14 protein-coding genes are annotated in these 12269 nt (G+C 67.4%); 3 read left to right on the top strand and 11 right to left on the bottom strand.

Annotated features, from left to right (window positions below):
* The first annotated feature begins 21 nt into the window (after positions 1 to 21).
* Entirely contained in the window at positions 22 to 1011 is a 990-nt protein-coding gene (locus NCO8_RS18485; protein ID WP_067641212.1) for a GAF domain-containing protein, read from the top strand.
* 11 nt (positions 1012 to 1022) lie between these two features.
* On the opposite strand, the gene NCO8_RS18480 is transcribed toward NCO8_RS18485, so the two are convergent.
* Positions 1023 to 1835, bottom strand: coding sequence for an S-methyl-5'-thioadenosine phosphorylase (locus NCO8_RS18480; protein ID WP_067641210.1), 813 nt, complete (start codon positions 1833 to 1835; stop codon positions 1023 to 1025).
* 129 nt (positions 1836 to 1964) lie between these two features.
* Between NCO8_RS18480 and NCO8_RS18475 the strand changes: the two genes are divergently transcribed.
* Both NCO8_RS18475 and NCO8_RS18470 read left to right on the top strand, forming a co-directional pair.
* The gene (locus tag NCO8_RS18475) at positions 1965 to 2300 is read left to right on the top strand and encodes a metal-sensitive transcriptional regulator (protein ID WP_067641208.1); all 336 of its coding nucleotides are present in this window, start codon (positions 1965 to 1967) and stop codon (positions 2298 to 2300) included.
* A gap of 220 nt (positions 2301 to 2520) precedes the next feature.
* Positions 2521 to 4200 (top strand): acyl-CoA dehydrogenase family protein, encoded by a 1680-nt coding sequence (locus NCO8_RS18470; RefSeq protein ID WP_167353301.1) that lies wholly within the window; start codon positions 2521 to 2523, stop codon positions 4198 to 4200.
* 7 nt (positions 4201 to 4207) lie between these two features.
* Here the strand turns inward: NCO8_RS18470 and NCO8_RS18465 are convergent, their stop codons facing one another.
* The 10 genes from NCO8_RS18465 to NCO8_RS18420 form a co-directional block, all read right to left on the bottom strand.
* Positions 4208 to 5458: a cytochrome P450 family protein gene (locus tag NCO8_RS18465; RefSeq protein WP_067641204.1), complete on the bottom strand. Its 1251-nt coding sequence runs from the start codon at positions 5456 to 5458 to the stop codon at positions 4208 to 4210.
* A gap of 204 nt (positions 5459 to 5662) precedes the next feature.
* On the bottom strand, positions 5663 to 6502 hold the full coding sequence (truA, locus tag NCO8_RS18460) for a tRNA pseudouridine(38-40) synthase TruA (protein WP_067641202.1): 840 nt from the start codon (positions 6500 to 6502) through the stop codon (positions 5663 to 5665).
* A gap of 85 nt (positions 6503 to 6587) precedes the next feature.
* Positions 6588 to 7094 carry a 50S ribosomal protein L17 gene (gene rplQ / locus NCO8_RS18455; RefSeq protein WP_067641200.1) on the bottom strand — a complete coding sequence of 169 codons (507 nt, stop codon included), beginning with the start codon at positions 7092 to 7094 and terminating at the stop codon, positions 6588 to 6590.
* A 45-nt stretch (positions 7095 to 7139) separates the two neighbouring features.
* Complete coding sequence (locus NCO8_RS18450) at positions 7140 to 8198, bottom strand: DNA-directed RNA polymerase subunit alpha (protein WP_022567324.1); 1059 nt, start codon at positions 8196 to 8198, stop codon at positions 7140 to 7142.
* Between the two features lie 91 nt (positions 8199 to 8289).
* Positions 8290 to 8895, bottom strand: coding sequence for a 30S ribosomal protein S4 (gene rpsD, locus NCO8_RS18445; protein ID WP_067490998.1), 606 nt, complete (start codon positions 8893 to 8895; stop codon positions 8290 to 8292).
* Between the two features lie 22 nt (positions 8896 to 8917).
* Positions 8918 to 9331, bottom strand: a complete 414-nt coding sequence (rpsK, locus tag NCO8_RS18440) for a 30S ribosomal protein S11 (protein ID WP_019045110.1) — start codon at positions 9329 to 9331, stop codon at positions 8918 to 8920.
* A gap of 9 nt (positions 9332 to 9340) precedes the next feature.
* Positions 9341 to 9712: a 30S ribosomal protein S13 gene (gene rpsM, locus NCO8_RS18435; RefSeq protein ID WP_067491000.1), complete on the bottom strand. Its 372-nt coding sequence runs from the start codon at positions 9710 to 9712 to the stop codon at positions 9341 to 9343.
* Positions 9713 to 9891: 179 nt separating this feature from the next.
* Positions 9892 to 10005: a 50S ribosomal protein L36 gene (gene rpmJ, locus NCO8_RS18430; protein WP_011207363.1), complete on the bottom strand. Its 114-nt coding sequence runs from the start codon at positions 10003 to 10005 to the stop codon at positions 9892 to 9894.
* 148 nt (positions 10006 to 10153) lie between these two features.
* The gene (infA, locus tag NCO8_RS18425; RefSeq protein WP_003418601.1) at positions 10154 to 10375 is read right to left on the bottom strand and encodes a translation initiation factor IF-1; all 222 of its coding nucleotides are present in this window, start codon (positions 10373 to 10375) and stop codon (positions 10154 to 10156) included.
* A gap of 1075 nt (positions 10376 to 11450) precedes the next feature.
* Positions 11451 to 11951, bottom strand: a complete 501-nt coding sequence (locus tag NCO8_RS18420) for a hypothetical protein (protein ID WP_157104965.1) — start codon at positions 11949 to 11951, stop codon at positions 11451 to 11453.
* Positions 11952 to 12269 lie beyond the last annotated feature (318 nt).

The raw sequence follows: 12269 nt of genomic DNA, 5'->3' as shown, positions 1-12269 counted from the left end.
GTGTGACGAAGGGGGACGCTCATGATTCTCGACCGCTGGCAGTTGGTGGAAACACTGGGGGAAGCGCATACCTGGTCGATGCTCACTTCGGGCACGACGCCGCGCGAGTGGACGTCCTACGAGCGGGCGATCTCGGCGCAGTTGCGGCCCTTGGTCGTGGCCGCCTACGACTCGGGCGAACCGGTCGACAAGGTGCTGCCGAAATCGCGGAAACAGTGGTCGGAGCACCGTTTTCGCGCGGTCCCCGTGGTGTGGCCGGGCTCGGCTCCGCATGCGGTGAAAGTGTGGGTGGGCAGGCAGGCGCCCACCGAGGAGCTCGGTGTCTCGCCGTTCCGGATCGATGCGCGCACCCGCCGGGTGAGCAGCAGGCCCGGCGGCCTCGGTGCCCATTTCGGTTCCGAACCGAGGGAATACCGTGGCGCCGAGCCGTACCAGCTGGTGGAACGCTTCGACGCCGCGCTCGATCTCGTTGCCGCACTGAACCGTTCGGAACCGGGCAGTCGCTGGTCGGGAATCGCCACCATACGTTCTGGGATCGGGCCTCGGTCGATGCTGATCGCCACCCGCAACGAGACCGACGACCGGTTCCAGTGGCGTGGTGTGTCGATCGACGTCACCGACAGCATTGCGCCACAACCGAAATCACTCGAGGCGACCACCCTCGAATTGCTGCGCGACACCCAGCCCGGGCTGTATCTGGCCATCATCGACACCGTGCAGGCGCGTCCGGTGCGGTGGGTGACCGAGCCGCTGCCCGGAGTGCGCTGGCACCGGGTCGACGACCGCGACATCCCGCACCCCGAGGACCGGGTCAGGATCCTCGAGGTGCGCGAGCAGATCCTGGCGGGGGCGACGAACGCGACACTGCCGGGGCTGCGGCTTGCCACCGAGTCGGGTGGGTGGCTGGTGGCCGACGTCGAGGTGTCACCCCTGCCCGGCGCGCCCGGTGACGGCACGCCGTTGTTCGTCCTGGCTCAGGTGCGACTGGCCCCGACGCAGTTCGAAGGCTGAGCCGGATCGTCTCAGGGCAGTTCGAAGGGCAGTGACACCCCGGCGTGCACCTGGCAGCGCTCGCAGGTGTCGGTGCCGTCGACGGCCGCCACGGCGCTGCGCATGAGCTCCTTGAACGGGCCGAGGTTCTTCTTGAACTCCGCGAACACGTCGACCGCGTGCACGCCCTGGCCCTCCTCCAGGCCCGCGTCCAGATCGGTGACCAGAGCGACTGCGGCGTAGCACATTTCGAGTTCACGAGCCAGGACGGCTTCGGGGTGGCCGGTCATATTGACCAGGTCCCAGCCCTGCCCGGCGAACCAGCGGCTCTCGGCTCTCGTCGAGAAACGCGGGCCCTGCACCACGACCATCGTGCCCGAGGGTTCGACCCGCAACTCGCCGGAGCCGGCCGCCTTCACCGCGGCGCCGCGCAGGTCGTCGCAGTAGGGGTCGGCGAAGGAGACGTGGATACCGCCGCCGTCGAAGTAGGTCTGCGGCCGGCCCGAGGTGCGGTCGACGAGCTGATCCGGTACCGCGACGGTTCCCGGTCCCCAGTCGGCGCGCAGGCTGCCGACCGCGCACGGCGCGAACACCCGGCGCACACCGAGCGAGCGCAGCGCCCACATATTGGCCCGGTAGGGCAGCGTGTGGGGGGCGTATTCGTGCTGCTTGCCGTGGCGCGGGAGGAAGGCGACGTGGCGGCCTTCCACCTCGCCGATCGCGACCGGGGCGCTCGGCGTGCCGTACGGTGTGTCGACGTCGACGTGCACCGCGTCGTTGTCGAAGAAGTCATAGAAACCGCTGCCGCCGATGACGGCGAGGGCGGGCCGGGGATGCGAACTCATACCGCTGATTCTCCCGTCCGGCCCGGTCTCGAGGAGCACCGGGACCACATCTGACAATTCCCCCGCGAAACTGTACCCTAGGGGGGTATCAGCTCGCAGCCTGCGGGCCCGACGCACGAGGAGATCACGGTGACCACACCCACCCCCGATACCGCGCCCGCCGACGAGCACGCCGGCCACCACGGCCACGGCTACATCACCGCCAAGGACGACTACCTCAAGCGCCTGCGCCGCATCGAGGGCCAGGCCCGCGGCCTGCAGCGCATGGTCGAGGAGGAGAAGTACTGCATCGACATCCTCACCCAGGTCTCGGCGATGACCAAGGCCCTGCAGGCGGTCGCGATGGGGCTGCTCGAAGACCACATCAGCCACTGCGTCGTCGACGCCGCCGTCGCGGGCGGACCCGAGGCCGAGGCGAAGATCAAGGAAGCCACCGACGCCATCGCGCGACTCGTCCGATCCTGAAAGACCGCGTCTGCCTGCACCGACTGTTGTGAAGTGACGATTCACAGAATTGGCGTAATCCGCTGTGCAACAATGCATTTTCGGTATTCAGGGGCGCCGTGAACCTGTTCGTCGTGGCGCCCACGTGAGAGCAGGATCGATGATGACGGCGCAAAGCAACACGGCAGACACCCCTCTTTCGGAACTTCTCCGCCATGGTGAGCGAGATTTTCAGGAACGGTTGCAGCAACTGCTGATCGACCCCGACTACGCCATCACCGTGCACCAGGGCCAAGCGCAGCGGCGCGAGAACGCCTACGCCCAGCTGCGTGACCTGGTCAAGGAACTCGGCAAGGCCAGCGATGTCGCGACCAACCTCCCCCAGCTGTTCGCGTTGTTCGACTGGTCCGCGGTGCTGGCGACCGACCTCATCCCGTTGATCTCGGGCCACTTCAACCTGGCGTCGGGCTCGCTGTCCACGCTCACCGACTCCGACTCGGCGGCGCCGTACCTGCACGACCTCGACGACGCCACCGCGATCGGCGTCATGCTGCTCACCGAGTACGGTTGCGGCTCCAACATCGGCTTCATGCAGACCACGGCGACCTGGGAAGACGGCGGGTTCGTCATCAACACCCCGAACCCGAGGGCCCGCAAGTTCATGCCGAGCGTCGGTATCCCGGTCTCGCGCGTGTGCGTCGTGGGTGCCCGCTTCATCGACTCAGCGGGTGTCGATCAGGGCGTGCACCTGTTCACCGCGCGTCTGCGGGTGGCCGACGGCACGGCCGCACCCGGTGTCACGATCACCCAGCTCGACCGGCAGCCGCTGGTCATCATGGACAACTCGGTCATCAGCTTCGACAATCTCCGCGTCGACCGCAGCGCCTGGCTGGGTGGAAACCTGGCGACCATCGACGACAACGGTGCCCTGACCTGGAACGACGAGGACAGCCAGCGCCGCTCGTTCGCTTCCGCGATCAGCCAGCTGACGGTCGGCCGCCTGGCCCTCGCGTCGTGCCTGAACGCCACCGCGCGGGCCTCGCTCTACATCGCGCTTCGCTACGCCGCCAAGCGCGGGGTGCCGTTGACGCCGACCGCCACGACGGTCATGGCCGACATCCCGCACGTGCGCAACACCCTGCTCACCGATCTGGCAGGCACGGTCGCGCGCACCATCTTCGGCAACGCGGTCAAGACCTCCCTCGCCAACAGCGACCTCACCGATCGCGACACCGTCGTCTCGGTGATGCTGGCCAAGCACTTCATCCAGCTGCACGCCCTGGACACGGTCACTCACTGCCGCATCAAGATGGGCGCGCAGGGCATGTTCAGTGCGAACCGGGTCGCCGACTACATCGGCGTCTGCCACGCGGCCATCACCGGCGAAGGCGACTGCCATGTGCTCGGCTCTGTGGCCGGTCGCGTTCTGGCCAGGCACCTCGCGGGCAAGGTACCGCCGCAGACCGGTCTGCACGATCCCGCCGTCACCACCGACCGCCTCGGTCTGTTCACCGCGCGCACCCTCACGATCGTGCAGGAAGCCCAGCGGCACCTGGAATCGGGAGAACTCGCGGATCGGCTCGCCGTCATTCCGGAAGCGCTCGAACTCGCCGAGGCCTACAGCGCGGAGGAAGCGTTGCAGCTGCTCCACCGGTACGAGCACCTGCCCGAAATCGCCGCCGTGCGTGACGTTTTCGCGCTGCACTACCTGGATCAGAATGCCGCGTGGTACCTCACCCGCGGTTACCTGGACGTCGCCGCTGTCGAAGGCATCAAGCAGCAACTCCGGGACGCCATCGACACGCTCGCCGACAACGTTCCGGCCCTGCTCGATTCCTTCGGCTTCGACGACGAGATCCTCGGCGCGCCGGTGCTGTTCGACGATCTACCCGGCGCGTGGGAGAGCCGCATCAACAGCTGATACGGCGTTACAGCGGCAGCGGCGCCGTTCGTGGGAACACGACCGGCAACGCTGACAACGCGCGGTGGAATGGCCCGGGACGCCACACGAGGTCGTCCTGGGCCACTCCGAGCTTCAGCTCCGGCAGGACATCGAAGAGCTGGTCGATGACGTCCTGCGCCAGCAGCACGCCATACGGGCGCGCATGCGCGGGGCAGGCGTGTTCGCCCGCACTGAACGCCAGATTCCAGCCGTTGCCGAGGAAATCGCCGGTGTTGATCGTCGGATCGGTATTGCAGGCGGCCATGCTGATGATGACCGGCTGCTGCGCGGGCAGCAGCACGCCGTCGATCGGCACGGACTGGCGCGGGTAGGTGATGCAGTAGTTCGCCATCGGCGGGTCGGTGGCGAGGCGCTCATCGATCGCCATCTTGGTCGACAACGGCATCGAGTTGCCTTCGCCGGTGAAGCGGGGATCGGTCAGCATCAGCAGCAGGGTGTTGGCGATGAGGTTCATCGGCGGCTCGACGCCTGCCGCGAACATCAGCACCAGCTGATGCACCATCTCGTCGTCGGTCAGCCGCGCCGGATGCTGGACGAGGCGGGTGGTGATGTCGTCGCCCGGCTGCGAGCGCTTCAGCGCGGTGAGGTCGAGCAGGGCGTTGGTCATGATCGTGTTCACCTTGTCGGTGTCCACGCCGTCGAACATCGCGGCATTGGCCCTGGCGACTTCCGCGCCGATCTCGGGCGGGCAGCCGAGGAATTCGCACAGCACCGAGAAGACCATCGGGAAGATGTACTGGTGCAGCACATCCGCGTGCCCGTCCGTGCAGAACGAGTTGATGATCGGGATGGCCGATCGCTCAACGCTGGTGCGCATGACATTGAGGTCCATCCCGGCGAGCGCGTCGTTCACGGCGTCGCGGTAGCGGGTGTGGCCTTTGCCGGTGGTACGCAGCGCGTTCGGCCGGTACTCGATCATCGGCATGATCGGGATGTCGCGTGGCACGGTCGCCTGCCACGCCCTCGGATCAGCGGAGAAGTTCGCGGGATCGTTGAGAATCCGCACGGCGGTGCTGAATTTGATGACCAGCGTCGCGGGCACACCCGGCCACAGCTCGACCGGTACCAGCGATTCGTACTCGTCACGCATCCGGCGGTAGGCACCGTGCGGATCGGCCGCGAATGCCTCGTCGTAGAGCGGAATCCGGTGCTCGGGCACCGCCGCGGACAACGGCGAGTTGCGGATGGCACCCTGATTCGTGTCCTGCGGATTCACAATAACTCCCTGAAATCGACTGCGGCGCAATGGTAGTCCAGACGGACCGCTCGACTCGTAACCGGCCAGAGCCTACCAGCGCGTATGCCCACGCGCCCGCCAGTTCCCGAGTTGCTCGCGCCACCCCGGTCAAGGATGCTTGTCACGCCCGATCGGCGGCCTCCGCCGGTCAGGCCGGTGACGGAGACATCGGCCGCCCGGCAGTCAGTCGCCGCAGCAGCCCTCGACGGCGGGGACGGTCCGGGTCTCGCGGGTCTGGGCGTTGCGGGCGGCCAGGTCGGCGTCGGCGGGGTAGTCGACCGCGATCAGGCTCAGACCGTGTGCGGGGGCGACGGTCACGGAGCTGGATCGTTCCGTTTCCGCCAGCAGCGACGCGACCCATTCCGGTGTCCGGCGTCCCTCACCGACAGCGAGCACCGCGCCGACCAGGCTGCGGACCATCGACCAGCAGAACGCGTCAGCGCTCACGTACGCGGTGAGTAGGTCGCCCTCACGCTCCCAGTCGAAACGCTGCAGTTCGCGCACGGTGGTCGCGCCCTCGCGGCGACGGCAGAAGGCGGCGAAGTTGTGCAGCCCCAACAACTTTCCGGAGGCGGCGCGCATGGCGTCCAGATCCACACCCGGCTTGCAGGCGACCACGCTGCGCGCGCGCAGCGGTTCGGCACCGTAAGGGGCTGTGGTGAGGCGGTAGGCGTAGTGGCGCCGCATCGCCGAGAACCGGGCGTCGAATTCCGGTGGGGCCGTGCGGATATCGGTGATGCGGACGTCCTTGGGCAGGAAGCGGGCCATCCGGTACATCAGCTTGTCGGCATCGAATTCGGCGGTGGTGTCGAAATGCGCCACCTGGCCCTCGGCGTGCACGCCCGCGTCGGTTCGCCCGGCGACGGTGAGCACGATCGGCTCACGGAACACCTTCGACAGCGATTCCTCCAGCACGCCCTGCACGGTGCGCAACCCGGGCTGACGCGCCCACCCGATGAAATCGGTGCCGTCGTAACTGATTCCGAGCCGCACGCGCGACCGTTCCCGCTCGATCTCGTCCATCGGACCTCCCTGCCTCACCAACTCTGACCAAAAGAACGAGCCCGCCACCCACGAAGGGTGACGGGCTCGGTCGAACTCCTGAGAATCAGGCGTCCTTCTTGTCCTCAGCGGCCTCGTCGGCGGCCGGAGCCTCGACGACCTCGTCGGCCTTGGCTTCGGTGGCCTCGGCGGCGGGCGCCTCGGTCTTCTGCGAAGCGGCGACGCGACGGGCGCGGTCGGCCTCGTTGGTGACGGTCTTCTCGCGGACCAGCTCGATGATGGCCATCGGCGCGTTGTCACCCTTGCGCGGCAGCGCCTTGGTGATGCGGGTGTAGCCACCCTCGCGACCCTCGAACGAGGGGCCGATCTCCGCGAACAGCGCGTGCACGATGTCCTTGTTGCGGATGACCTTCATGACCTCGCGACGGTCGGCGAGGGTGCCGCCCTTCGCGCGGGTGATGAGCTTCTCGGCGTAGGGGCGGACCGCCTTGGCCTTCGACTCGGTGGTCGTGATCCGACCGTGCTCGAAAAGCGCCGTGGCCAGGTTGGCGAAGATCGCCTGCTGGTGCGACGCCGACCCGCCGAAGCGGGCACCCTTCTTGGGCTTGGGCATTGGATTCTCCTTGTGAAAGGCGCAGCCGGGGTGCCCCCCGATGGCCTAGAGCTGTTCGGTCTCGGCGTAGTCCTGCTCGCCGCCGTCGGTGTCACTGAAGGTGCCGGAATCGCTCCAGGTGCCGGTGCTCGCGTCGTAACCCACCACGGAGGACGGGTCGAACGAAGCGGGCGAGTCCTTCAGCGAGAGGCCGAGCGCGTGCAGCTTGACCTTCACCTCGTCGATGGACTTCTGGCCGAAGTTGCGGATGTCGAGCAGGTCCGACTCGGTGCGGGCGACGAGCTCGCCCACCGTGTGCACACCCTCGCGCTTGAGGCAGTTGTACGACCGGACGGTGAGGTCCAGGTCCTCGATCGGCAGACCGAACGAGGCGATGTGGTCCGCCTCGGCCGGGCTGGGGCCGATCTCGATGCCCTCGGCTTCGACGTTGAGCTCACGGGCCAGGCCGAAGAGCTCGACCAGGGTCTTACCGGCCGAAGCCAGCGCGTCCCGGGCCGTGATGGAGTTCTTGGTCTCCACGTCGAGGATGAGACGGTCGAAGTCGGTGCGCTGCTCGACACGGGTGGCCTCGACCTTGTAGGTCACCTTGAGCACCGGGGAGTAGATCGAATCCACGGGGATCCGGCCGATTTCCGCGCCGGTCGCCTTGTTCTGCACGGCGGGCACGTAACCGCGGCCCCGCTCGACGACGAGCTCGATCTCGAGCTTGCCCTTGTCGTTCAGGGTGGCGATGTGCATGTCCGGGTTGTGCACGACGACACCGGCCGGCGGGACGATGTCACCGGCGGTGACGGTGCCCGGGCCCTGCTTACGCACGTACATGGTGACCGGCTCGTCCTCTTCGGAGGACACGACCAGACCCTTGAGGTTCAGGATGATGTCGGTGACGTCTTCCTTCACACCGGGAACGGTGGTGAACTCGTGCAGGACACCGTCGATGCGGATGCTCGTGACCGCGGCCCCCGGGATGGAGGACAGCAGGGTACGACGCAGCGAGTTGCCGAGGGTGTAACCGAAGCCCGGCTCGAGGGGTTCGATGGTGAACTTCGAGCGGTTCTCCGCCACAACCTCTTCGGTCAGTGTCGGACGCTGGGAAATCAGCATGAGGATCTACTTCCTGTTCAGGGCGTCCGCTATTTGACGCCTAATCAGTGATTGCGGGGGCCGTCGTAGGAACGGCCCCCACCAAAAGCGCTTACTTCGAGTAGTACTCGACGATGAGCTGTTCCTGCAGCGGCACATCGATCTGGGCACGCTCGGGGAGCTGGTGCACCAGGATGCGCAGGCGGCCGGGGACGACCTGCAGCCAGCCCGGAACCTGACGGTCGCCGACGGTCTCACGCGCCACCTGGAACGGCAGGGTGGGCAGCGACTTCTCCCGGACATCGATGATGTCGTACTGGGAGACCTGGTAGCTGGGCACGTCGACCTTGACGCCGTTGACCAGGAAGTGGCCGTGGCTCACGAGCTGACGGGCCTGACGACGGGTACGAGCCAGACCGGCGCGGTACACGACGTTGTCCAGACGCGACTCGAGCAGACGCAGCAGGTTGTCGCCGGTCTTGCCCTTGAGGCGGTTGGCCTCTTCGTAGTAGCGACGGAACTGCTTTTCCATGACGCCGTAGGAGAAGCGAGCCTTCTGCTTCTCCTGCAGCTGCATCAGGTACTCGGATTCCTTGATCCGCGCGCGGCCGTGCTGGCCGGGCGGGTAAGGACGACGCTCGAACGCCTGGTCGCCTCCGACGAGGTCGACGCGCAGACGACGCGACTTGCGGGTGATGGGGCCTGTATAACGAGCCATTTTTTAGCTGTTTCCTTTCCCGCTAGACGCGACGGCGCTTGGGCGGCCGGCAGCCGTTGTGCGGCTGAGGAGTGACATCGGAGATCGAGCCGACCTCGAGGCCAGCGGCCTGAAGCGAACGGATCGCGGTCTCGCGGCCCGAACCCGGGCCCTTCACGAACACGTCGACCTTCTTGACGCCGTTCTCCTGCGCCTTGCGGGCAGCGTTCTCGGCAGCGAGCTGCGCGGCGAACGGGGTGCTCTTACGCGAACCCTTGAAACCGACGTGGCCCGACGACGCCCACGAGATGACATTGCCCTCGGGGTCGGTGATCGAGACGATGGTGTTGTTGAACGTGCTCTTGATGTGCGCGTGGCCGTGCGGGATGTTCTTCTTATCCCGGCGACGCGACTTCTGAGTCTTCTTCGGGCCAGCGGCCCGGCTCTTCGGAGGCATACGCTATCCCTACTTCTTCTTGCCGGCGACGGTCTTCTTCGGACCCTTGCGCGTACGCGCGTTGGTCTTGGTGCGCTGACCACGCACAGGCAGGCCACGACGGTGGCGGATGCCCTGGTAGCAGCCGATCTCGATCTTGCGGCGAATATCGGCCTGGACCTCGCGGCGCAGGTCACCTTCGACCTTGAACTCCGACGCTTCGATGTAGTCGCGCAGCTTGCTCAGGTCGTCGTCGCTGAGATCCTTCGAGCGCAGGTCCGGGCTGACGCCGGTCTGAGCCAGGATCTCGGTGGCGCGGGTGCGCCCGATTCCGAAAATGTAGGTCAGCGCGATCTCCATGCGCTTTTCGCGCGGGAGATCGACGCCCATCAGACGTGCCATGTGGCAGGTTCCTTAATGGTTGCGGAGGTCTGCTCCCTGTCCGTCCCCCCGTCTTCGCAAATGGGGGCACCGGCCTCCGTACCGGTGGTTGGCGCGCACACGTGCGTACGCGCTGGAGCTGGGAGTTCTTCTTTTCGGTCAGTCCGATCAGACGATCGGTGCCCGGCGGTGAGGCTTGCTCAGCCCTGACGCTGCTTGTGGCGCAGGTTGTCGCAGATCACCATGACCCGACCGTGACGGCGGATCACCTTGCACTTCTCGCAGATCTTCTTGACGCTCGGCTGAACCTTCACGTCCGTCCAATCTTTTCGTGGGTTCACAAGGGTCTGTGAACACAGTTTTTCCCCAGCCGACGACTGGGGAAGTCTCTTGTCGCGTTCCGACCTGGGCCGGAACACCGTGTGACGCCGCGGGCCTCGGGCTCGCGACGTCAGGTAGGCATCACTTGTAGCGGTAGACGATCCGGCCGCGGGACAGGTCGTACGGCGAGAGCTCGACGACCACGCGGTCTTCCGGAAGGATGCGAATGTAGTGCTGCCGCATCTTTCCGCTGATGTGCGCGAGAACCTTGTGACCGTTCTCGAGCTCGATCCGGAACATCGCATTGGGCAGCGGCTCGACAACTCGACCCTCGACCTCGATGGCCCCGTCTTTCTTCGCCATATCCTCCGCGATCCCGGTTATGCTCAACCTTGAGTGGATTACCTCGTAGCTGCTCACACACAGGCCCGACGAACTTCCCGGGTTTGCACGCGAACAGTCGGCGCCTAGGTGCACCGCCGCTCAAGCTTACCGGGCCGTGTGCGCTGAGGCAAAAAGACCCCGACGGTACACCCTGAACGTGGCGCACGTCGCACAATGGAGACGTCGACGGTGGGCATGCGGGCAGGCATGAGGCGCCCGCCACGCCGATCGGGTTGTCGCGTAAACTCACCGGCGTCGCAAGTAGTGGGTCGATCAGATCGGGGGACCCTGGTGAGCGGAGCGCACCGGTGAGCCGCAACAACGACAGCCTCCCCATGTTGCCGCCATGGCTGTCGGAGAGCGAAGTCACCCAGGTCGGGTACGAGGCACCGGTCGAGAACCTGCCACAGGACGAACCGATCGACGAGGCACCCAAGCGCCGCCGGTTCCTGCGCGGCGACGACAGCGCGCGCAAAGAGAAGAAGGGCGGCCGCCGCCGCAAGGAGCGCGAGCCCGAACAGCCGAGTCAGGCAACCGGCGCCACCGGTCAAGGCCCCGCTTTCCACGATCCGCATACGCCGTCGACCGCGAACCCGCTGATGCCCGGTCCGAATCCGTCGACATCGAGCGCGCCCCCACCGACTCAAGGCGCCGGTCCTTCCTGGCCATCGGCCTCGACCGGCGCGCCTTGGCCGCAGGCTCAGGGCGCCCCGAACCCACTCGCTCCGTCCCCGCGGTCGGCCACGGGCGACTCCGCCCAGCAATCCCAAGCAGGCGCGTGGGAGCAAGGCACCGACCCACTCGCTCCGCCGAGGCTCGACTCCGGCGCGACGGGCGACGCCGCCCAGCATGCCGCCGGCTCGCGGTCCTCGGCCGGCGCCGCTCGGCCCCAGGAGCAGAGCGCACCTGACCGGCTCATGCCGCCGCAGAGCGGGCCGGATGCGTTCTCCCCGTGGAACACCGGGCAGTCCTCTACACCGGCCCAGTTCCCGGCCGCGTCGGCGCACACCAGTTCGCCGTCGCACTCGATCCCGAATGCGGCCGTTCCGCCAGCTCATTCGGGTCCTTCACTGCCACCGGCACCTGCCGAGCAGGCCGCGGCGGCCCTCCCGACGCGGACCCCCGCTCCCCCGTCCGAGGGCTTCACCCCGCTCGGGCCCTCGAACCAGCGCAGCCTGCCCGACCTCCCGCCGCCTCCCCCGCTGCCCGATCCCCCGGCGCGCCCGACCCAGGCGCCGCCACGCTTGCTCGCGCCCGCCACACCGTCCCCCTCGGACCCGCTGGCGTCGTCCGCCGTGCCGGTGTCCTCGCCTTCACCCGCCGATCCGGTCTCGTCGTCTGCACCTGCCGACCCGCTCGCACCGCCCGCCGTGCCGATGTCGTCGTCTGCACCTGCCGACCCGCTCGCACCGCCCGCCGTGCCAGTGTCGTCGTCTGCCCCCGCCGATCCGCCGGCGCCGCCTGCCGTTCCGGTCTGGTCGCAGTCACCCGCGCATCCGCAGGCATCGGGTGCCGAAGCGGTTTCGGCGCCCGCCGATCCGCTGTCATCGGACACGCCGATCGAGGCGCTCTCGACCCCTTCGCGCCCGGTAGCCGAACCTGCGCCGTCCACCGGCGGGCAGCCGGATCCGTCGACCCGGGACGCGCAACCAGAAGCGGCGCCACACAACACTTCTGGGGCACCGACATCCGGGCCGGCAACTGGAGCATCGGCGGCTTCCGTCGCCGCCGAGTCGGCTGACGCCGGATATTCGGCGAGCCCTTCGTCGACACAGACCGAGGACCGCCCCGGGCAAGGTGGTGTCGCACAGGGGTCGCCGTACAGCTCTGGTGACGTCGCGGCTTCGGTGGCGCCCGTCTCGCCCTATGCGTC

Source organism: Nocardia coubleae NBRC 108252 (genome assembly GCF_001612805.1).
GTDB lineage: Bacteria > Actinomycetota > Actinomycetes > Mycobacteriales > Mycobacteriaceae > Nocardia > Nocardia coubleae.
This window is presented reverse-complemented; position numbering and strand designations above follow the sequence as displayed.